This window comes from Solihabitans fulvus (assembly GCF_008386585.1).
Taxonomy (GTDB): Bacteria; Actinomycetota; Actinomycetes; order Mycobacteriales; family Pseudonocardiaceae; genus Solihabitans; species Solihabitans fulvus.
The window spans coordinates 80,339-99,625 of the sequence record NZ_VUOB01000064.1 but is presented as its reverse complement, the minus strand read 5'-3'; the positions used below and the strand labels follow the sequence as shown (position 1 = coordinate 99,625).

The following is a 19,287-nucleotide window of genomic DNA, read 5'->3' as shown; positions in this document are numbered from 1 at the left end:
AACTCGCGGGGTAGGGTTCCCGGTAGGTGAGCCGGGAAGTCTGGTCGGCACAGTGTCGACCCGTCTGGAGTTCACCATGATCTCGGAATGGCGCCGCGAGGCGCTGCGCACCAATCTCTGGCTCGTGCCGACCATCGAGGTCCTGGCCGCCGTCGCCCTGTTCACCGCGACCTTCGCGCTGGACCGCGCCGTCTACGACGGCGACTTCTCGTTGTCCTCCTGGGTGATCAGCGGAACCGCCGACGCCGCACGGCAGATCCTCACCGCCATCGCCGCCGCCGTCATCACGGTCGTCGGCATCGTCTTCTCCATCACCATCGTCACGCTGACCCTCGCGTCCACGCAGTTCGGCCCCCGGATGCTGCGCAACTTCATCCGCGACCGCGGCACCCAGATCACGCTCGGCACCTTCGTGGCCACCTTCGTCTACGACGTCCTCACGCTGGTGTCGATCGGCCCCGGCGACCACGGCGACCTCGTGCCGCACATCTCCATCACGGTGTCGTTCGCGCTCGCGGTGATCGACCTCGGCGTCCTGATCTACTTCATCAACCACATCGCCACCCAGATCCAACTCCCCCAGGTGATCGCGGGCATCGCTGAGGACCTGGCCAAGTCGGTCGCGGTGCAACGCGGCACACCGGGGCGTCCCGAGCAACCGGCCGCCGAGCACGGACCGTCCCTGGCCAACCTGCTCGCGACGATGGAGGAGCTTGGCGGCGTCGTGCCCACACCCAGCAGCGGCTACCTGCAGTTCGTCCGCCACCAGTCCCTCGTGCGGATCGCCGCCCGCCTCGACGCGGTGATCCACCTTCCCTACCGGCCGGGGCACTTCCTGGTGCAGGGCCATCCCCTCGCCGTGGTCTGGCCGCCCGAAGCGGCCGCCCAGGTCGCCTACCACCTCCAGCGTGCCCAGCTGACCGGGCCACACCGAACGCTCACCCAGGACGTGTCCTTCGGCATCGACCAGCTCGTCGAGATCGCCATTCGTGCGCTGTCTCCCGCCGTGAACGACACGTTCACCGCCATGACCTGCATCGACTGGCTCGGCGACAGCCTGTGCAAGATCGCCGGGGTGTGGCATCCCGTTGGCGTGCACCGGGACCAGCGCGGCGACATCCGCGTCATCTCCGACCAGGTCAGCTACGACCGGCTGGTGCAGCGCGCGTTCGAGAAGATCCGCCAGGCCGGCGTTGGGATGCCCGCCGTCATGATCAGGCAGCTCGACGCCCTCGCCAAGATCATGGAACAGACCAGAGACAGCGAGCAGAGCCAGGTGCTCCTCGACCAGGCGGCCATGATCCAGCGAGCCAATCTCGCCACAGTGCCCGAGGAGTCCGACCGCGCCGACGTCGAACGCCGCTACAACGCGCTGCTCGCCCAACGCGGCGAACAGCCACGCGTGTCGCTTCAGGGCTGAGATCCGGCCCGCCGCTTTGCCGACAGCGATGACCTCGAGTCATGGAACGGGAGTGGCGTCGGCTGGTCGCGGCGGAGTTTGTTCACCCCGTGCAGCACGGTGCCGCCGTCGTAACCGCAGCTCAGCTCTGCTCTGCTCGCGTTTCCTGCCGCCGCGATCTCCGGTTCCTCTGGGTCGTGCCCGCGCTGCTGGCGTCGTCGTTTCCGTCGGAAACGTGTCGCAGTTGGCCGTGGAGGCCGGGGTTCCGCGCTGGCACCTGACCCATCAGCACGTCGATCTCAAAGAGCTGTTCCAGGCCCGGGTGAAGGCCGCCGACAGCACCCCGGCCGCCTTCGCCGGCGACCTGTCGGAATCTCGGCGACCTGCGATCCACGGAACGAGGCGTCGGTCGCGGTGCTGCGGAAGCTCGGGATGACGTATGAGGGCCGGCTGCGGCATCACATGCTGTTGCGGGACGGGTGGCCCGACTCGGAGATGTTCAGCATCCTGGACACCGAACTGACTGCGGAGGATCAATGGACAAGCGCGCCCTGCGGATCTTGAACAGTGCCTACTGGGGTCCCACAGGGTGGCTGAAGCCGACGGCGGACCGGCCTCCGCCGGAAGACCGCGCCTACGCCGAGCAGGCCGGCTACATGTTCCCGCCCCTCGCCATCGGCCACGATGAGCTGATCGCCCTGGTGCGCGACGCCGCGGACCAGACGACACTGCGCGCCGCCTCCGACGCCTTCGTGGCGAGCCTGTCGACGCGATCGCTACGCCATCGCCCGGTCCTGAGCAGCTTCCTGGTCGCCCGATCGATGCCGGACCACACCTATCTTCACAGTGACTACGGGTGCCAGGTCTGCGGCGCCTGGCCGGACCGCGAGGTGGACCGGAGCATTTTCAACTTCGAACGCCACAAGTGGGGCGGCACACGGTTCCTGGAACCCGCCTTCGTCTGGTTCGCCCTCGACCGCTTCGCCCACGAGGACCAGCCGGAACCCACCGCGGAGGACCAACGAATCCGCCGCCAGATCCTGTCCGACCTCGCCGACCTGCCGCCCAAGGCCACCGCGACCAACGGCGAACGCGCCCTCCGCGCGATGCGGTCCAATCAGGACGAACGCCTGGGCGTCATGGAGATCCTCGCGATCGCCGACATCCTCCAAGATCCCGCCCACCCGGGGTTCCTGAACGGGTTCGTCCCCTTCGCCGAACGCGAAGACGTGACCGCCCGCCACATGGACCTCGGCTACCCCGCAGGCTGGTGGCGACGATCGCACGGCATCAACGCGACAGCGGTCGACGCGGTGTTCCCCCAGCCCTAGCCAGGAGGCGCAGTCGTCCCGCTCCGGCGCTGCGGCGAGCTGACCGGCACGCACCTGCACAACCGCAGGTCGCACAGCGCAACCTCCTGGCACAAGCGCCTCGTTTTCGGCACAGTGCGTGCCGGAAACGAGGCGTCAGTGCCGGATGCGTGCGGGAACGAGGCGGGGGCTGCGGAGGACGGTATCGCCTGGTCGGTGCCGGTCCGCATCGGGCTAGTAGACCGTCGCCTCTAACGCCAACTTCACCTGGATCGTCGCCCGCAACTAGGCCACACATCGGGTGATCACCGAGTGTCGGTTTGACCCTGACACGGTGTGAGGCCGTAGACCTGCGGGCATGACCGAGACTGTGTTCCAGTCCGCGACCGGGCTGGCGGCCGGGATCCGCGGCGGCGTGGTGTCCTCGCGCGCGGTGACCGAGCTCCTGCTGGCCCACATCGACGCGACGAACCCGGCGCTGAACGCGATCGTTGAGCTCCGGCGCGAGGACGCGCTGCGCGCGGCGGAGCGGGCCGACGCGGCCGTGGCGCGCGGCGCCGACCTCGGGCCGCTGCACGGCGTGCCGATGACGATCAAGGACTGCTTCGCCGTGGCCGGGCTGCCGGCCACCTGGGGCAATCCCGCGTTTCGCGACCACGTCGGCGACTGGGACGCCACCGTCGTGCGCAGGCTGCGCGACGCGGGCGCGATCATCCTGGGCCGGACCAACGTGCCCCTGATGCTCGGCGACTCCGGCCAGACGGCCAACGACGTGTACGGCCGGACCAACAACCCGTGGGACCTCGAGCGGTCGCCGGGCGGCTCGACCGGCGGCGGCGCGGCGGCGCTGGCGGCCGGCATGACGTTCCTGGAGTACGGATCGGACCTGGCTGGCTCGATCCGCATCCCGGCGAGCTTCTGCGGCGTGTACGGCCTCAAACCCAGCGTCGGCATCGTGCCGCTGCGCGGCTTCCAGCCGCCGGGACCGCCGGCCGAGCCGAGCGAGCTGACGCGCCTGTCCTCCGCAGGCCCGCTGGCGCGCACGGCAGGCGACCTGCGCACCGCGCTGCGGGTGACCGCCGGCCCGGAGGGGCCCGTCGCGAAGGCGCACTCCTGGACGCTGCCCGCGCCCCGGCACACCAGGCTGGCGGACTTCCGCGTCGGCGTCGTGACCGACCATCCGCACGCCCCGGTCTCGAGCGAGGTCGGCGCGGTCCTGTCCGACGCGGTCGACGCGCTCGCCGCGGCGGGCGCCAGGATCGTGCCCGGCTGGCCCTCAGGCGTCGATCCCGTGCGCGCCGCCGAGTCCTTCGCCTTCCAGCTCGGGTTGTTCTTCGCCTTCCACGAGGGCGACGCGGGCTTCGCGACGCTCGCCGAGGTCGTCGAGCAGGAGCGTCGGCGGCTGGCCACCCGCGCCGCGTGGACCGAGTACTTCGACGACGTCGACGTGTTCCTGTGCCCCACGAGCTTCACCCCGGCGTTCCCGCACGACACGAGGCCGTTCGCGGAGCGCGCCATCGCCACCCCCGAGGGCGAGCGTCCCTACCACGAACTGGGTTTCTGGGTGTCGCACGCGTCGCTGCCAGGACTGCCGGCGGTCAGCGCGCCGATCGGGCTGACCAGGGGCGGCCTGCCGGTCGGCGCGCAGATCGTCGGCCCGCTCTTCGAGGACGACACCGCGATCACCTTCGCCGAACTCGCCGGCGAGGTCGTTGGCGGCTTCACGTCGCCGCCGCGCGCGTGAGACCGGCTCGGCCGGCGCGCGTCGGCCGGGCCGGCTGGCTGATCTCAGCCGCACCCTGGCACTGGCGGCCTCACCGAAGGTGCTCGGCCAGGCCGGCGCGCAGTAGGTCGTAGGCATGGTCGGCGGCCGCGACCGCCACGGGGTAGCGGTCGTCGGCGGTCGCGCCCCCGGTGATGGCCCGCACGTTGTCCTCGGCCAGCACGCGCTGGACGCTGATCACCTGGACGGCGGCCAACCGCGTGGTGAGGTCGTCGCCGCTGCCGGCGAGCGCGTCGGCGAGCGTGCGCACGCCGCGGTCCAGGTACTCCAGCAGGCGCGCGCCGAGGCTGGGCGTGTCGGTGAGCAGCCGGTGGAACGCCATCACCTCGGGGTCGTCGCTGAGGCCGGTGTTGGCGTCGCGGTGCGCGAGTCGGTCGAGCAGGTGCTCGTGCAGCGCGTCCAGCGGCGGCTGGCCGTCGGGCCTGGCGCGCACGACCCTGGCCGGCTCGTCCTCGTGGTCGGCGAACCGGTGCAGCACCAGGTCCTCCTTGGTGGGGAAGTACGCGAACAGCGTGCGCCGCGACACCTCCGCCGCCTCGGCGACCTCGGCGACCGACACGTGGTCGAAGCCTGCGGCGAGGAACAGCGTGACCGCCGCGTCCGAGATCGCCTGGCGCGTGCGCAGCTTCTTGCGCTCGCGCAGTCCCAACTGCTCATCCGAGGACAACACCGCCCCATCGTAACCGGGATCACGCACTCGGGCGATAACTGCACTGGGTATACTTCTCGCCTGGATGCAGATCTAGCGAAGGGGCAGTGCCATGAACACCGAGGTCATCGTCGTCGGCGCCGGTCCGACCGGCCTGATGCTCGCCGCCGAGCTGGGGCTCGCCGGCATCGACACCGTCGTGCTCGACCGGCTCGCCGAACCGACCGGACAGTCCAAGGCCGGCTCGCTCCAGCCGCGCTCCGCTGAGGTGCTCGACCTGCGCGGCCTGCTCGACCACCTGTCGGAGGCCGACCGATCCCGCCCCGGCGGCCACTTCGCCGGGCTGCCCGTTGCGCTGGACAACACCCCGTGGCAGACCCGCCACCCCAACCCGGTGACGCTGCCGCAGGTCGCGCTGGAGCGGCTGCTCGCCGACCGCCTCGCCGAACTGGGTGTGCCAGTGCTGCGCGGCCACGAACTCGTGGACCTCACCCAGGACGACGACGGGGTCACCGCCGGCACGCGGGGACCGGACGGCGAGTCGCGGCTGCGCGGCCGGTACCTGGTCGGCTGCGACGGCGCGCACAGCTCGGTGCGCAAGCTCGCCGGCTTCGCCTTCCCTGGAAAGGCCGGCACCATGTCGGCGGTCGCGGCGGACATCGAGTTCGCCGCGACGTCCGACCTCGTGCCGACCGGCCAGCGGTTCTTCGGCGACTACATGCGCCGGGGCGGCGGCTACTGGACGCTGCTGCACCCGCTCGGCGACGGGGCGTATCGGATGATCTTCGGCAACGCCGAGCGGCGCGACCGGCACGCGCCCGTCACCGACGCCGAGGTGCAGGCCGCCCTGCACACCGTCTACGGGCCGGAGACCACGCTGGCGCGGATCCGACACGCCTCCCGGTTCAGCGACGCCAACAGGCAGGTCGAGCGCTACCGGTCCGACCGGGTGCTGCTGGCCGGGGACGCGGCGCACATCCACCTGCCGGCCGGCGGACAGGGCGTGAACCTCGGCCTCCAGGACGCGTTCAACCTCGGCTGGAAGCTCGCCGCGCAGCTGCGAGGGTGGGCGTCGGACGGCCTGCTCGACACCTACCACGACGAGCGGCACCCGGTCGGCGCGCGCGTGCTGCGCAACGCGGCCGCGCAGAGCGTGTTCATGGGAATCGGCGAGGGAACGGAGGTCGCCGCCCTGCGCGAGGTCGTCACCGAGCTGGTCACGACACCCGACGGCAACCGGTACATCTCGGGCATGATGTCCGCGCTCGACCTGCGCTACGACATGCCCGACGCGCCCGCCCACGAGCTGCTCGGGCGCCGCATGCCCGACGTCGACCTGGTCACCGACGCCGGCCCGACCCGGTTCAGCCGGCTCGCCGGCCACGGCGGGGGAGTGCTGCTCGACCTCGGGGCCGGCATCGGCCCGGCCGCGAGCGCCCAGCTGGGCGGGCGGGTGGGCGTCGTGCCGGCCGAGCCGGTGCCCGGCGTCGACGCGAGCGCGGTGCTGGTGCGGCCCGACGGCCACGTGTGCTGGGCGGGCGACGACGTCGCCGACGGCCTCGACCGCGCGCTGGCCCGCTGGTTCGGCCAGCCGGCGCGGTAACCCACTGGACCCACAGTGGTCCGGCCGCCGCGCGCTGAGAGACCGAAGGGACGTACGCCACTTCCGCCTCTCGGCGCGCCCAGCGCGCGGCATGATCACACGACCAATGTCGACGGAGGTGGGGCAATGCTCATTCGGGACGCGCGGCCGGCGGACCTGCCCGCCGTCGCGGAGATCTACGCGCACTACGTGCTGACCAGCACCGCGACCTTCGAGGAGGTGCCGCCGACCGAGGCCGATTGGCGCGCCCGCTTCGACACCGTCGGGTCGCTCGGCCTGCCGTTCCTGGTCGGCGAGCTGGACGGCCGGGTCGCCGGCTACGCCTACTGCGGCACCTACCGGCCAAGACCCGCCTACCGGCACACCGTCGAGAACTCCATCTACCTGGCCGCGACCGCCACCGGCCAGGGGCTCGGCGGCGCGCTGCTGCGACGCCTGGTGGAGGGCTGCGTCGAGCGGGACGTCCGGCAGATCATCGCGGTCGTCGCCGACGGGCCCGCGGCCTCGGCCTCCCTCGCGCTGCACCGGCGGCACGGCTTCACCGACGCCGGCAGGCTCGTCGGCGTCGGACACAAGCACGGCCAGTGGCTGGACACGATCCTCATGCAGCGCGCGCTGTAGGCCCGCGTCGGGAATGCGGTGGCGCGGCCGCGACGACGGCCCGAAGATCACCCCATGTCGCGGACATTCGAGGACCTGGTGGCCGAGGCCGAGGCGGTCTCCGTCGACGGCTGGGACTTCTCCTGGCTGGACGGTCGCGCCACCGAGCAGCGCCCGTCCTGGGGCTACCAGCGCGCGATGGGCGAGCGGATGGCCCGAGCGTCGGCCGCGCTGGACATCCAGACCGGCGGCGGCGAGGTCCTCGCGGGCATCCCCGCGCTGCCCGCCCTGACCGTGGCCACCGAGTCGTGGCCGCCCAACCTCGCCAAGGCGACCGCGCTGCTGCACCCGCGCGGGGTCGCGGTCGTCGCCGACCAGGACGAGCCGCCGCTGCCCTTCGCCGACGCCGCCTTCGACCTCGTGGTCAGCCGCCACCCGGTGACCGTGTGGTGGACGGAGATCGCCAGGGTCCTCCGGCCGGGCGGCACCTACCTATCCCAGCAGGTCGGTCCGGCCAGCGTCTTAGAGCTGGTCGAGTACTTCCTCGGTCCCCAGCCGGCCGAGGTCCGCCGCGGTCGGCACCCCGACGACGCGCGCCGGGCGGCCGAGGCTGCCGGCCTGACCGTGCTGGACCTGCGCCTCGAGTCGCTGCGCACGGAGTTCTTCGACATCGGCGCGGTGGTCTACTTCCTGCGGAAGGTGATCTGGATGGTGCCCGGCTTCACTGTCGACCGGCACCGCGACCGGCTCAGGGAGCTGCACGAGCAGATCCGGCGGGACGGCCCGTTCCTCGCGCACACCACGCGCTTCCTGATCGAGGCGCGCAAGCCGGCCTGACCGCGCCCGGCCCGGGTAGCGTCGGTGATCCACACCCCGGCGGAACGGAGCCTCGCGCGATGGCCATGACCCTGCTCCCGGCGGCCGGGCGCACGCCGGCGCCCTGGAAGAACCACGGCGGCGTCACCAGGGAAGTCGCGGCGCACCCGAGAGCAGGCGAGCTCACCGACTTCGCGTGGCGGATCAGCGTCGCCGACGTGGCCCGCGACGGCGACTTCTCCGCGTTCCCCGGCTATCACCGCGTGATCACCCTGCTCGAGGGCGCCGGCATGGAGCTGACCGTCGACGGCGCCACACACCGGATCGACCGGCCGTACCGGCCCTTCGTGTTCTCCGGCGGCAGCGCCACCAGCTGCCGGCTGCTCGACGGCCCCGTCGTGGACTTCAACGTCATGACCCGCGCCGCCGACGGCCCGGCCACTGTCGAGATCCTGCGCGTGACCGGACCGGTCGACCTGCCCGCCGCCGAGTCGGCCGCCGTCGTCGTGTTCGAGGGCAGCGTCGACGTCCTTGGCAGCGCGCGGCACTCGCTCGGACCGCTGGACGCGCTGCTGCTGCGCGCCGAGCCCGCCGCGGTGCTGCGCTGCGACCGGGCGACCGCGGTCGTCGCGGTCATCGGGCTGCCGGCGTAGCCGGACGTACCATGTGGAACACGGATCGCGCGGGCACGGGGACGGCGGGGCATGACGGATTCCAAGGCGAGGCTGCTGGAGGCCGCGGGCGACTACGTCGCGGCCAACGGCGTCGGCGACCTCAGCCTGCGCAGGCTGGCCACCGCGATCGGCACCAGCCACCGCATGCTCATCTACCACTTCGGCTCGAAGGAGGGCCTGCTGGTCGAGGTCATCCGCGCGATGGAACGCCGGGAACGCGCCGCCGTCGTCGCGCTGCACCTCGACGGCGAACGCACTCCGGGAGACCTGATCCGGCGCTGCTGGCAGCGGCTGTCCGATCCGGCGCAGTGGCCGCACGAGCGGCTGTTCTTCGAGCTCTACGGCCAGGCGCTCCAGGGCTACCCCGGCACCGGCCCGCTGCTGGAGAGCGTCGTGGACGCCTGGCTGGAGCCGCTGGTGGAGTCCGGCGTCCGACGCGGCCTGCCGCCCGAACTCGCCAGGTCCAACGGCAGGCTGATCCTCGCCGTGACCCGCGGCCTGCTGCTGGACCTGCTGGCCACCGGCGACCGCGACGGCGTCGACCTGGCCATGGAACGGTTCATCGCGGGCTACGAGGCGGCCGGCGCACCCACGCGGTAGCCGGCTAGGGCGCGTGGGCGCAACGCGGCGAGGCGGCGGCTGGGCCCCGCTCAGCAGGAAAGAGATCCCCGGGACACGTCCTACACAGCCGACCTGCGGTAGGCGCCCGGCGTGATCCCGTAGTACCGGCCGAACCACCGGGTCAGGTGCGCCTGGTCGGCGAACCCGACCTCGGCGGCGACCTCCGCGACACCGCGACCGGCGGCCAGCAGCCCTCTGGCCGCGCGCAGCCGCGCCTGGCGCTGGTAGTCGCTCGGGGACATGCCGTGCACCGCGCGGAACGCCCGGTACACCGCGTACCGGCTGAGCCCGGTCGCGCCGGCCAGGTCGTCGGCGCCGAGATCCTCCGCGAACGCCGCGTCGAGCAGGTCGCGCACCAGGTCCGCGGCGCGCACCGCCGCCCGACCGGTCGTCGGCGCGGCCGCCAGTGCCCCGGCCGGCCCGGTGGCGGCCCTGCGGACCAGCGCGGCGACCGTGTCTGCGAGCAGCTCGTCCTGGCGCAGTCTGCCGCCCGTGGCCAGCCCGTCGTGCAGGGCGCGCAACGCGTCGGCGAGCACCGGGTCGAAGACCACCGGCTCCCGAAACAACGGCAGCCCCGCCCGGCCGGGCACCCGCTCGGCGAGCAGGCCCGTGATCAGCTCGGGACCGATGTGCACGATCCGGTAGGTGAAGCCGAGTTCGCTGTCGGCGTGGCCGTCGTGCGGCTCGTCCGGGTTGAACGCCATCACCATGCCGGCCGCGCTGGTGTGCGCCGCGCCCCGGCAGGTGAACGCCTGCGCACCCCGCTCGGTGACGCCGAACGAGTACGTCTCGTGGCTGTGCCGGTGATAGGCGTGCTCGGCGAAGTGGGCGTGCATGGCCTCCAACGGCCGGTCGGCCGAGCGCCAGTACCTCGCCCAGTCCCGCCCCTGCTGTCGCGCCACCGCGTCATTCTCACCCATTCGGCCGCCGCACCAGCGTTCAATATTCGGCGCGCGCCCTCGGCGACGATCTTCGGCATGAGTGCGCACACCAAGCTCGCCATCGCGGTCCGCGCGGACCTCGCGCCGTGGCAGCAGCTCAACGTCACCGCGTTCCTGGCCAGCGGCCTCGCCCTCGGCGGCCCCGAGGTGACCGGCGAGGCCTACCAGGACGCCTCCGGCACGAAGTACCTGCCGATGTTCCGGCTGCCCGTGGTGGTCTACGAGGCCGACGCGGCCGCGCTCGCCGCGATGCGCGACCGCGCCGTCACCCGCGAGCTCGCCACCGCCGTCTACACCGAGGAGCTGTTCGGCACCGGCAACGACGAGGACAACCGCGCCGCCGTGCTGGCCGTTGCCGTGCAGGACCTGCGCCTGGTCGGGGTCGCCGTGCACGGGCCGCGCAACGCGGTGGACAAGGCGTGCAAGGGCTTGGTGTTGCACCCGTGATGCGCGGCGCGCGGACCTATCTGCCGTTGGTCGCGGTCATGCTGCTGTGGGGGAGCGCCTTCGCCGGCTCGAAGATCACCACAGCTGTGGTGCCGCACTCCGTCGCCGCGTTCCTGCGCTTCGGCGGCGGCGCGCTGATGCTGTGGCTGGTGCTGCGGTGGCGCGGCGCGCCGGGGCCACGGGTCGCGGGCCGGGACAGGCTCGCCATCACGCTGCTCGGGGCGCTCGGCGTCTTCTGCTACAACCTGGCCCTGTTCTGGGGGCTGACCCTCGCGCCGTCCATCGACGGCAGCGTGATCGTCCCCGTCCTGAGCCCCGTCGTCACCACGGTCGTGGTGGCCGTCGCGGCCCGCACCGGCCTGTCGGGGCGGCGGGTCGTCGGGCTCGCCGCCGCCGTCGCCGGCGCGGTGGTGTTCCTAGCGGGCAGCGCCTCGGCGGCGAACGGCGCGCGGCTGGGCGGCGACCTGCTGTTCGTGGCGGCGGCGGTGTGCTGGTCGGCGTACACGGTGCTCGGCCGCCGCGTGCTGGCCAGGATCCCGGCGCTGCGCACCACCACCTACGCGACGGTCGCAGGCGCGGTGCTGCTCGGGGTGGTCGCGGCGCCGGCCATGCCCGCGGTGCACTGGGGCTCGCTCGGCGCGGGCTTCTGGCTCAACATCGGCTACCTCGCCGTGTTCCCGACGGCCGTCGCCTACGTCCTGTACTACCAGGGCGTGGCCAGGGTCGGCCCGGCGCGCGCGGCGCTGATGATGTTCGTCGTCCCCGTCGCGGGGGCGAGCTGCGGCTACCTGTTCCTCGGCGAGGCGATGAACCTGCCGCAGGCGGCCGGCTCGGCCGGCATGGTGGTCGGCGCGTGGCTCGCCGTCACGGGGTCGCGGCCCGCGACAGGATCACAGGATGACTCCGGGCATCGCGCCGGCGGTTCGTCGGCGGCGCAGCCAGACCTTGCGGGTGCCGTCGGCGAAGAGCAGCACCCTGGACAGCTCCCACCCGGCGAACTCGGCGTGGATGGCCAGCTGTGTGGCCGCGGTACGGCGGGAAACCCCGGGCGGCAGCCGTAGCGGCCGGTATTCCCAGTCCCCGTCGATCACCCCTTCGTTCATTGACTGATCACCTGTATCCCTTGGCCGTTCGCGGACACCACGAAGACCTGTCCGCTGTCCGGATCCACCGCGACCGAGTTCGGTTGGGCCACGGTGGCGAAACGGTGCTTCTCGACTGGCTCTCCTCCGGCGACGTCGAAACCGACCACCTCGTTCCGTGCGGTCAGCGTGACCCAGGCGAGGTCGCGCTTGCCGTCGTAGGCGATGCCGTAGGGGGAGCCAGGCAGGGGGAACCGCTGCCGCATGATCAGCGGGTTGGCCGAGAACGCCAGCAGCTCGTTGCCGTCGGTCGCGGTCACCAGCACCCGGTTGAACCGGTCCACCACGGCGTTGGTCGCGCCGTTGCCGGCCCGCAGCCCGGCGCCGACGGCGGAGTTGTCCGGGTCGAGGTCGAACACGGCCGAGCGCAGCCGATCGAGCACCACCGCGCGGTCGCCGACCGCGAGGACCTGGTCCGGGCTGGTGATCCCGCCGATGGTGCGCTGCGTGGCGGCGCCGTCCAACACCGTCACGGCCTTGCTGTCGCGCAGCGCCACCAGGGTCCGCGCGCCGACGGTCGCGGTGTCGGCGGGTCCACCGTCGCGCTTGTCCGCGGTGACGGTCCCCGCCGGCAGCGCGATGCGCAGCACCTGCCCCGCCGACGCGACCGACGCGACGACCTGCCCCGAGGCGAGGTCGAGATGGTCGACCTCGCCGGGCAGCGGCACGGTGCGGGCCGGTGCGGAAAGGTTGGTGAGCGAGTACAGCCGCACCGACGGCGGGGCCGCCACGGCGACCGCCAGCGTCCGGCTTGCCGGGTCGACGGTGACGGCGGTGGCGCGGCCGTCCAACGGCAGCACGGTCCCGGGCGGGGTGGTGTTCTGTTGCGGTGAGTTGGCCGGGGTCGCCGCGTGCAGGGTGGCCGCGACCTGGAGCGGATCCTGGTCCCCCTGACTCGACGAACAGCCCGCGACCAGCACTGACCCGGTGAACAGGACGGCGGCCAGGCGACGCAACGTGGAACCTCCTCCGACCGGATCGGCCTCGTCGGCGACCCGGCAACGCGTTCAGGACGTCCCACCAGCATCCCCGACGAACGGTCGGTGGTCACGTGCGGGGCGGTGGCGCGTCGCGCGCGGCAACGGTTCAGACCCGTTCGGCCGTGTCCCTGGGGCCGGACCGGCCGTGCGCCCGGAAGGTCATTCGCCGGGGATCGCGGCGAGTTCGGCGCGCACCGCCTCGGCCTCGGGCAGGCCCAGCCGCGCGTAGATCTCCAGCGCCTGCCGCAGGTGTTCGGTCGCGGCGGCGGGATCCTCGGCTCGCCGCGTGCGGCCGAGGCCGACGTGCGCCCTGCCCTGCTCGTAGTGGCTCCCGGTCTGCGCGGAGATGTCCAGCGCCTGCCGGTAGTGGTCGCCGGCGAGGTCGGGCCGCCCGGTGGCCAGCATCGTGTCGCCGAGGTCGTTGTGCGCCGACCCGACCGCGTCGGGTTCGTCCAGCTCCTCGGCCAGCGCCAACGCCTGCCGTTGGAGGTGGAGGGCGTCGGCGTGCCTGCCGAGTCCCCCGTAGGCGAGGGCGAGGTTGCTCAACGTGCTCGCCACGCCCGCGGTGTCCCCGATCTCGCGGTGGATGGCCAGCGACCGCCGGTAGCGGCCGATCGCCTCCTCGTGCCGGCCGAGCTTTCGGTGCGCGGAGCCGAGGTTGTTCAGCGTCATGCCCTCGTTGCGCTGGTCGCCGAGCTGTCGGTCGAGGTCCAGCGCCCGCAGGTGCCGATCGAGCGCGTCCTCGTGCCGGCCGACCATGGACAACATCAGCCCGAGGTTGTTCAGCGTCGCCGCCTCGCCACGCCGGTCGCCGATCTCCTCGCACAGCGCGTGCGCCAGCTCGAAGTGGTCGATCGCCTCCTGGTGCTGGCCGAGGCGCTTGTGCAGGACCCCGGTTCGGTTGGTCGCCGAGGCCTCCCCGCGCCGGTCGCCGACACTCCGATAGAGCGGCAGCGCCTGGCGCGTGTGCTCCAGCGCCAGCTCGTACTGCCCGGTGAAGGTGTGCGCCGTGCCGAGGTTGTTGTGGATCTCGGCCTGGCCCCTGGCGTCGTCGAGCTCGCGGGCGGAGGCCAGCGCGAGCTGGTGGGTCCGGAGCCAGTCGTGCAGGCGGCTGCGGTGTTGGAACCAGGACCACATCAGGTGCGACAGCTGCCAGGTGTGGGTGTGCCTGCCCTGCTCGGCCGCGTGCGCGATGGCCGCGATGAGGTTGGCGTGTTCGGCCTCGCACCAGGCCAGCCCCGCGTCGTAACTGTCGAACGCCGGCAGCCGGGCCGGTGGGCCGACCCCGCCGAGCGTGATCCGCCTGCCGCTCGGGTCCACCTGATCGTTGACGGCGTTCGCGGCGTGCAGGTAGTAGTCCAACAGGCGGTCCAGCGCCGCGTCCCGCTGCTGCGCGGTCTCCGTCGCGGCCACCGTGTTCCTGGCGTGCTGGCGCAACAGGTCGTGGAACCGGTAGCGGCCCGCCACCGGTTCCTGGAGCAGATGCACGTCGACCAGGTCCTCGAGCAGCCGCGTGGTCGGGCCGAGCTCGCGGTCGTCGAGCGCGGCGGCGGCGTAGGCGTCGAAGTCGTGGCCCGGCACGAGACCCAGCAGCCGGAACAGCCCCTGCTGGTCGGCGGACAGATGCTGGTAGGACAGCGCGAACGCGGCGGCGACGCTGCGGTCCCCGGTGGTCAGCTCCGCCAGCCTGCGGTGTCCCTGCCGCAGCCGCCCGGCCAGGTGCGCGACCGTCCAGGTTCGCCTGGTGCGCAGCCGTGCGCCCGCGATGCGGATGGCCAACGGCAGCCGGCCGCACAGCTCCACCACCGCGCGGACCGCGTCGGGCTCGCCATCGGCGCGGTCGCGGCCGGCGATCCTGGTGAACAGCGCCACCGCGTCGTCCGGCGGCAGCACGTCCAGCGACACCGTGCGCGTGGTGTCCAGGTCCGCGAGGCGCCGCCGGCTGGTGACCAGCGCGAGGCAGTTGGGTCCGCCAGGCAGCAGCGGGCGGACCTGGGCCGCGCTCGCCGCGTTGTCCAGCACCACCAGCGCCCGCCGGTCGGCCAGCTCGGCGCGCCACAACGCCGACCGGGTGTCCAGGTCCGGAGGGATGCGCTCGCCGGGCACGCCGAGCGCCCGCAGCAGGACGTCGAGCGCGGCGGCGGGAGACGCGGCCTCCCGCTCGGTGCTGTGCCCGTGCAGGTCGATGAACAGGCGCGCGTCGGGGTAGCGGTCGGCGAGCCGGTGCGCGAGGTGCACGGCGAGTGCGGTCTTCCCGATGCCGGCCATGCCGTCGATGGCCTCGATGGCTACGGCGCCGCCCTCGGGCAGCTCGCCGAGCAGGTCGCGCAGCTCGGTGTCGCGGCCGGTGAAGTCCGCGATGTCGCCGGGCAGGTCGTCACGCCGAGGTCTCTGGTCGACCTGCGGGGGAGCGGCCAGCGCCGGCGCGCCCCGCAGCATGTCCTCGTGCAGCCGGACGAGTTCGGGGCCGGGGTCGCCGCCGAGTTCCTCGGCGATCACCGTGCGGGCGTCCTGGAACGCCAGCAGCGCGTCGGCCTGCCGGCCAGAGCGGTACAGCGCGAGCATCAGCTGGCCGTGCAACTGCTCCCGCAGCGGGTGCGCGGCGACGAGATCGCGCAGTTCGGGCACGAGGTCGGCCGCGTGGCCGAGCGCCAGGTCGGCGGCGATCCGCTCGACGGTCGCGGCCAGTCGCTCCTCGGCCAACCCGGCCGCGTTGGTCTGGATCCTGCGGCCGGCGAGGCCGATGAGGGCCGGTCCACGCCACAGCCGGAGGCCGGCGCTCAGCTCCGTGGCGACGTCCTCGGGCCGGTCGCCCGCGCGGGCGCGCCGCACGTGCTCGCGGAAGGCGTCGAGGTCGAGTTCGCCCGGCTCGACCGTGAGCCGGTAGCCGCCGGAGGCGAAGGTGAGCCGCCGGTCCGCGTCCGGCTCGACGGCGGCGATGGCGCGGCGCAGCCGGGACACGTAGGTGCGTAACGCGACGTCGGCGTTGGGCGGCGGCCCGTCGTCCCACAGCGCGTCGACCAGGTCCCCGAGCGGGACGACCCGGTTGCCGTTCAGCAGCAGCGTCGCCAGCAGCACGAGCTGCCTGGCCCCGGCCACCTTCGCCGGGCCGCCCGACCCCAACACCTCGATCGGACCAAGGACCAGAAACCTCATGACAGCTCCGCGTCGACCGGCGACGGCTCACTGTATCGAGCCGGGGCCGAGCCCGGTGCCGTCTTCGACCGATGCTCGGCGACCGGGGTCGCGCGGACGAAGTCGCGCGGACAAATCGGAAGCGCGCCGTCAGCCGAGGTGGCGTTCCGGGTAGCCGAACTCGGGCGCGCTGACGTCGTCGAGCGCCGCGCGGATCGCCGGGGGCAGCTCGACGTCCTCTGCGGCGAGCGAGCCGGTCAGCTGCGCGGTGTCGCGCGCGCCGACGACCGGGGCGACCACGCCGGGCCGGTCGCGGACCCAGGCCAGCGCCACCGCCAGCGGGGACGTGCCGAGCCCGTCGGCCGCGGTGACCACGGCTTGCACGATCCTGGCCGCGCGCTCGGTGCGGTGCTGTTCCACGTACGGCGCGAAGTGCGCGGACGCGCCGCGCGAGTCGGCCGGGGTGCTGTTGCGGTACTTGCCGGTGAGCACGCCTCGGCCGAGCGGCGCCCAGGGCAGCAGCCCGACGCCGTGGTGCGCGGCGGCGCCGGCGACCTCGCGCTCGATGCCGCGCTCCAGCAGCGAGTACTCCACCTGGCTCGCGACCACGGGGGTGCGACCGGGCTGCGCCCGCTGGAGCGCCGCGGCGGTGCCGAGCTGCCAGCCGGTGTAGTTGGAGACGCCGAAGTAGCGGACCTTTCCGCTGGCCACGGCCGTGTCCACGGCGGCGAGGGTCTCCTCGAGCGGGACCGAGCTGTCCCAGGCGTGCAGCTGCCACAGGTCGACGTGGTCGACGCTGAGGCGGCGCAGCGAACCCTCCAGCGCGGACAGCAGCGCGCCCCGGGAGGCACCGCCGCCGAACGGCCCGTCGCCGCGCCGGGCCACCGCCTTGGTGGCGAGCACGACCTGGTCGCGTGGAACGACGTCCCCGAGCAGCCCGCCGAGAATGCGTTCGCTCTCGCCCTCGCAATAGACATCGGCGGTGTCCACGAGTGAACCGCCCGCGTCGACGAACGCGAGCAGTTGACTTGCGGCCTCATCCACGTCGGTCTCCCGGCCCCAGCCCATCGTGCCGAGTGCCATTCGGGAAACCCGCAGACCGCTACGGCCGAGGTTTCGGTGTTCCACGTGCGCGAGCCTAAGGGTTTGGATGATCCACAGCCGGTCAGACCCCCAATTCGTGGCACCGTGTTGCCCACCCGGTCGAGTGGTCGCCGTCACTCGAGTTCCCGAATTTGTTACCGACCGGTAGGGTTCGGCTCGTGCGACTGGGACTGAACCTCGGATACTGGGGCGCCGGAAACGACGCCGATCACCTCGCGCTCGCCAAGGAGGCGGACCGGCTGGGCTTCTCGGTGGTGTGGGCCGCCGAGGCGTACGGCTCCGACGCACCGACGGTGCTGTCGTGGATCGCCGCGCACACCGAACGCGTCGACGTCGGCAGCGCGGTCATGCAGATCCCGGCCCGCACCCCGGCCATGACGGCGATGACCGCCGCCACCCTGGACACCCTCTCGCAGGGCCGGTTCCGGCTCGGCCTCGGCGTCTCCGGCCCGCAGGTGTCCGAGGGCTGGCACGGCGTGCGCTTCGACAAGCCGCTGGCCAGGACCCGCGAGTACGTCGACATCGTGCGCGCCGCCCTGCGCAGGGAGAAGCTGCGCTACGACGGCGCGCACTACACGCTGCCGCTGCCCGACGGCCCCGGCAAGGCGCTCACCCTCACCGTGCACCCCGAGCGCGAGCACATCCCGGTCTACCTGGCCGCCGTCGGCCCGAAGAACCTCGAACTAGCCGGCGAGATCGCCGACGGCTGGCTCGCCGTGTTCTACTCCGCCGAGCACTCGGCCGACTCGCTCGCGCAGGTCAGCGCGGGCCGCGAGAAGGCGGGCAAGGACCTGGCCGGGTTCGACGTCGTGCCGTCCGTGCCGCTGGTGGTCGGGGACGACTGGCGCGCCTGCGCCGACGCGGTGCGGCCCTACGCCGGCCTGTACGTCGGCGGCATGGGCAGCCGACAGAAGAACTTCTACAACGACCTCGTCGCGCGCATGGGTTTCGAGAAGGAAGCCGCCGAGGTCCAGGACAAGTTCCTCGGCAAGGACTACCAGGGCGCCATGGCCGCGCTGCCGGTCGAGTTCCTCGACGCGACCTCGCTGCTCGGGCCAAGGGAGCGGATCGCCGACGGCATGCAGGCGTTGGCCGGCGCCGGGGTCACCACTCTCACCGTGCTGCCGATGATGCAGGATCTGGAGCAGGGAATCGCGGCGCTGCGCGTCGCGGTGGATGCTCTGGATGCGGCGGGAGTGGGTAGTTGACCTGGTTTCAGGCGCTGATTCTTGGTCTGGTTCAGGGACTGACCGAATTCCTTCCCATCTCGTCGTCGGGGCACCTGCGCATCGTTTCCGAGCTGTTCTTCGGCGACGACGCGGGTGCCTCGTTCACGGCGGTGACGCAGCTTGGCACCGAGCTGGCCGTGCTGATCTACTTCGCCAAGGACATCGGGCGGCTGATCGCCGTGTGGTTCAAGGGCATCTTCAGCCGCTCGGCCAGGGCGACGCATGACTACCGGCTCGCCTGGTACGTGATCATCGGGTCGATCCCGATCGGCCTGCTCGGGCTGCTGCTCAAGGACCTGATCCGCACCTCGGCGCGGAACCTGTGGATCACCGCGTCCATGCTGATCGTGTTCGCCGGCGTCCTGGCGCTCGCCGACCACCTCGGCCGGCAGCGCAGGGCCGTCGACCAGCTCATCGCGCGGGACGGCCTGGTGATGGGCCTGGCGCAGTGCCTCGCCCTGATCCCCGGCGTGTCCAGGTCCGGCGGCACGATCAGCGCGGGCCTGTTCCTCGGCCTCACCCGCGAGACGGCGGCGCGGTTCTCGTTCCTGCTGGCCATTCCCGCGGTGTTCGCCTCCGGCGTGATGAGCATCCCGGACGTGTTCGAGAAGGGCGGGCCCGGCCTGCTGCCGTCCGCGCCGCAGATGATCGTGGCAACGGCCATCGCGTTCGCCGTCGGCTACGCCACCATCGCCTGGCTGCTGCGGTACGTGTCCCGGCACAGCTACTCGGTGTTCGTCTGGTACCGGCTGTTCCTCGGCATCGTCGTGCTCGGCCTGCTGTCGATGGGCCTCATCCCCGCGACCTGATCCCCGCCCTCGATCACGCTGCGCCCGAGAGCTCCTAACACAATG

General features: G+C 72.6%; 17 protein-coding genes and 1 pseudogene. 12 read left to right on the top strand and 6 right to left on the bottom strand.

The features are described from left to right. The first annotated feature begins 52 nt into the window (after nucleotides 1–52). The 3 genes from F0L68_RS31960 (at nucleotide 53) to F0L68_RS31940 (ending at nucleotide 4,453) form a co-directional block, all read left to right on the top strand. Nucleotides 53–1,420, top strand: a complete 1,368-nt coding sequence (locus F0L68_RS31960) for a DUF2254 domain-containing protein (protein WP_223199311.1) — start codon at nucleotides 53–55, stop codon at nucleotides 1,418–1,420. 515 nt (nucleotides 1,421–1,935) lie between these two features. After that, nucleotides 1,936–2,730, top strand: coding sequence for a hypothetical protein (locus F0L68_RS31945; protein WP_149853580.1), 795 nt, complete (start codon nucleotides 1,936–1,938; stop codon nucleotides 2,728–2,730). 337 nt (nucleotides 2,731–3,067) lie between these two features. Continuing rightward, nucleotides 3,068–4,453 carry an amidase family protein gene (locus F0L68_RS31940; RefSeq protein WP_149853579.1) on the top strand — a complete coding sequence of 462 codons (1,386 nt, stop codon included), beginning with the start codon at nucleotides 3,068–3,070 and terminating at the stop codon, nucleotides 4,451–4,453. 70 nt (nucleotides 4,454–4,523) lie between these two features. Here the strand turns inward: F0L68_RS31940 and F0L68_RS31935 are convergent, their stop codons facing one another. After that, the gene (locus F0L68_RS31935; RefSeq protein WP_306463205.1) at nucleotides 4,524–5,162 is read right to left on the bottom strand and encodes a TetR family transcriptional regulator; all 639 of its coding nucleotides are present in this window, start codon (nucleotides 5,160–5,162) and stop codon (nucleotides 4,524–4,526) included. 91 nt (nucleotides 5,163–5,253) lie between these two features. Between F0L68_RS31935 and F0L68_RS31930 the strand changes: the two genes are divergently transcribed. From F0L68_RS31930 to F0L68_RS31910, 5 genes are all read left to right on the top strand, one after another. Beyond that, the gene (locus tag F0L68_RS31930) at nucleotides 5,254–6,744 is read left to right on the top strand and encodes an FAD-dependent monooxygenase (RefSeq protein ID WP_149853578.1); all 1,491 of its coding nucleotides are present in this window, start codon (nucleotides 5,254–5,256) and stop codon (nucleotides 6,742–6,744) included. Nucleotides 6,745–6,870: 126 nt separating this feature from the next. Then, the gene (locus tag F0L68_RS31925) at nucleotides 6,871–7,365 is read left to right on the top strand and encodes a GNAT family N-acetyltransferase (RefSeq protein ID WP_149853577.1); all 495 of its coding nucleotides are present in this window, start codon (nucleotides 6,871–6,873) and stop codon (nucleotides 7,363–7,365) included. 54 nt (nucleotides 7,366–7,419) lie between these two features. Further along, nucleotides 7,420–8,181 carry a class I SAM-dependent methyltransferase gene (locus F0L68_RS31920; protein WP_149853576.1) on the top strand — a complete coding sequence of 254 codons (762 nt, stop codon included), beginning with the start codon at nucleotides 7,420–7,422 and terminating at the stop codon, nucleotides 8,179–8,181. A 59-nt stretch (nucleotides 8,182–8,240) separates the two neighbouring features. Next, nucleotides 8,241–8,813: a HutD/Ves family protein gene (locus F0L68_RS31915; RefSeq protein WP_149853575.1), complete on the top strand. Its 573-nt coding sequence runs from the start codon at nucleotides 8,241–8,243 to the stop codon at nucleotides 8,811–8,813. 51 nt (nucleotides 8,814–8,864) lie between these two features. After that, on the top strand, nucleotides 8,865–9,434 hold the full coding sequence (locus F0L68_RS31910) for a TetR/AcrR family transcriptional regulator (protein ID WP_149853574.1): 570 nt from the start codon (nucleotides 8,865–8,867) through the stop codon (nucleotides 9,432–9,434). 80 nt (nucleotides 9,435–9,514) lie between these two features. Here the strand turns inward: F0L68_RS31910 and F0L68_RS31905 are convergent, their stop codons facing one another. Then, the gene (locus tag F0L68_RS31905) at nucleotides 9,515–10,357 is read right to left on the bottom strand and encodes a helix-turn-helix transcriptional regulator (protein WP_223199310.1); all 843 of its coding nucleotides are present in this window, start codon (nucleotides 10,355–10,357) and stop codon (nucleotides 9,515–9,517) included. 75 nt (nucleotides 10,358–10,432) lie between these two features. On the opposite strand from F0L68_RS31905, the gene F0L68_RS31900 reads away from it, so the two are divergent. After that, the gene (locus F0L68_RS31900) at nucleotides 10,433–10,843 is read left to right on the top strand and encodes a DUF2000 domain-containing protein (RefSeq protein ID WP_149853573.1); all 411 of its coding nucleotides are present in this window, start codon (nucleotides 10,433–10,435) and stop codon (nucleotides 10,841–10,843) included. Next, nucleotides 10,843–11,697: pseudogene (locus tag F0L68_RS31895) on the top strand (DMT family transporter); the annotation flags it as partial. The gene F0L68_RS31900 and the pseudogene F0L68_RS31895, both read left to right, overlap by 1 nt. A gap of 36 nt (nucleotides 11,698–11,733) precedes the next feature. Here the strand turns inward: F0L68_RS31895 and F0L68_RS43810 are convergent. The 4 genes from F0L68_RS43810 to F0L68_RS31875 all read right to left on the bottom strand — a co-directional run bounded on the left by F0L68_RS43810 (nucleotide 11,734) and on the right by F0L68_RS31875 (nucleotide 17,228). Continuing rightward, a complete protein-coding gene (locus tag F0L68_RS43810) occupies nucleotides 11,734–11,946 on the bottom strand; it encodes a DUF5703 family protein (RefSeq protein ID WP_149853572.1) in 213 nt (70 codons plus the stop codon). Then, nucleotides 11,943–12,941: a YncE family protein gene (locus F0L68_RS31885; protein ID WP_149853571.1), complete on the bottom strand. Its 999-nt coding sequence runs from the start codon at nucleotides 12,939–12,941 to the stop codon at nucleotides 11,943–11,945. The genes F0L68_RS43810 and F0L68_RS31885 overlap by 4 nt, the downstream gene beginning before the upstream one ends. A gap of 183 nt (nucleotides 12,942–13,124) precedes the next feature. Continuing rightward, complete coding sequence (locus F0L68_RS31880; RefSeq protein WP_149853570.1) at nucleotides 13,125–16,121, bottom strand: AfsR/SARP family transcriptional regulator; 2,997 nt, start codon at nucleotides 16,119–16,121, stop codon at nucleotides 13,125–13,127. Between the two features lie 129 nt (nucleotides 16,122–16,250). Beyond that, complete coding sequence (locus F0L68_RS31875; RefSeq protein ID WP_149853569.1) at nucleotides 16,251–17,228, bottom strand: aldo/keto reductase; 978 nt, start codon at nucleotides 17,226–17,228, stop codon at nucleotides 16,251–16,253. Nucleotides 17,229–17,362: 134 nt separating this feature from the next. On the opposite strand from F0L68_RS31875, the gene F0L68_RS31870 reads away from it, so the two are divergent. Both F0L68_RS31870 and F0L68_RS31865 read left to right on the top strand, forming a co-directional pair. Then, nucleotides 17,363–18,412, top strand: a complete 1,050-nt coding sequence (locus F0L68_RS31870) for an LLM class F420-dependent oxidoreductase (protein ID WP_149853568.1) — start codon at nucleotides 17,363–17,365, stop codon at nucleotides 18,410–18,412. Further along, the gene (locus F0L68_RS31865) at nucleotides 18,409–19,242 is read left to right on the top strand and encodes an undecaprenyl-diphosphate phosphatase (RefSeq protein ID WP_149853567.1); all 834 of its coding nucleotides are present in this window, start codon (nucleotides 18,409–18,411) and stop codon (nucleotides 19,240–19,242) included. The genes F0L68_RS31870 and F0L68_RS31865 overlap by 4 nt, the downstream gene beginning before the upstream one ends. The last annotated feature ends 45 nt before the right edge of the window (nucleotides 19,243–19,287 follow it).

Excerpts from the sequence above, each read along its gene's own strand:
- F0L68_RS31945 (WP_149853580.1), top strand. The coding sequence starts at position 1,936 with ATGGACAAGCGCGCCCTGCGGATCTTGAACAGTGCCTACTGGGGTCCC.
- F0L68_RS31940 (WP_149853579.1), top strand. The coding sequence starts at position 3,068 with ATGACCGAGACTGTGTTCCAGTCCGCGACCGGGCTGGCGGCCGGGATC.
- F0L68_RS31930 (WP_149853578.1), top strand. The coding sequence starts at position 5,254 with ATGAACACCGAGGTCATCGTCGTCGGCGCCGGTCCGACCGGCCTGATG.
- F0L68_RS31925 (WP_149853577.1), top strand. The coding sequence starts at position 6,871 with ATGCTCATTCGGGACGCGCGGCCGGCGGACCTGCCCGCCGTCGCGGAG.
- F0L68_RS31920 (WP_149853576.1), top strand. The coding sequence starts at position 7,420 with ATGTCGCGGACATTCGAGGACCTGGTGGCCGAGGCCGAGGCGGTCTCC.
- F0L68_RS31915 (WP_149853575.1), top strand. The coding sequence starts at position 8,241 with ATGGCCATGACCCTGCTCCCGGCGGCCGGGCGCACGCCGGCGCCCTGG.
- F0L68_RS31910 (WP_149853574.1), top strand. The coding sequence starts at position 8,865 with ATGACGGATTCCAAGGCGAGGCTGCTGGAGGCCGCGGGCGACTACGTC.
- F0L68_RS31900 (WP_149853573.1), top strand. The coding sequence starts at position 10,433 with ATGAGTGCGCACACCAAGCTCGCCATCGCGGTCCGCGCGGACCTCGCG.
- F0L68_RS43810 (WP_149853572.1), bottom strand. The coding sequence starts at position 11,946 with ATGAACGAAGGGGTGATCGACGGGGACTGGGAATACCGGCCGCTACGG.
- F0L68_RS31880 (WP_149853570.1), bottom strand. The coding sequence starts at position 16,121 with ATGAGGTTTCTGGTCCTTGGTCCGATCGAGGTGTTGGGGTCGGGCGGC.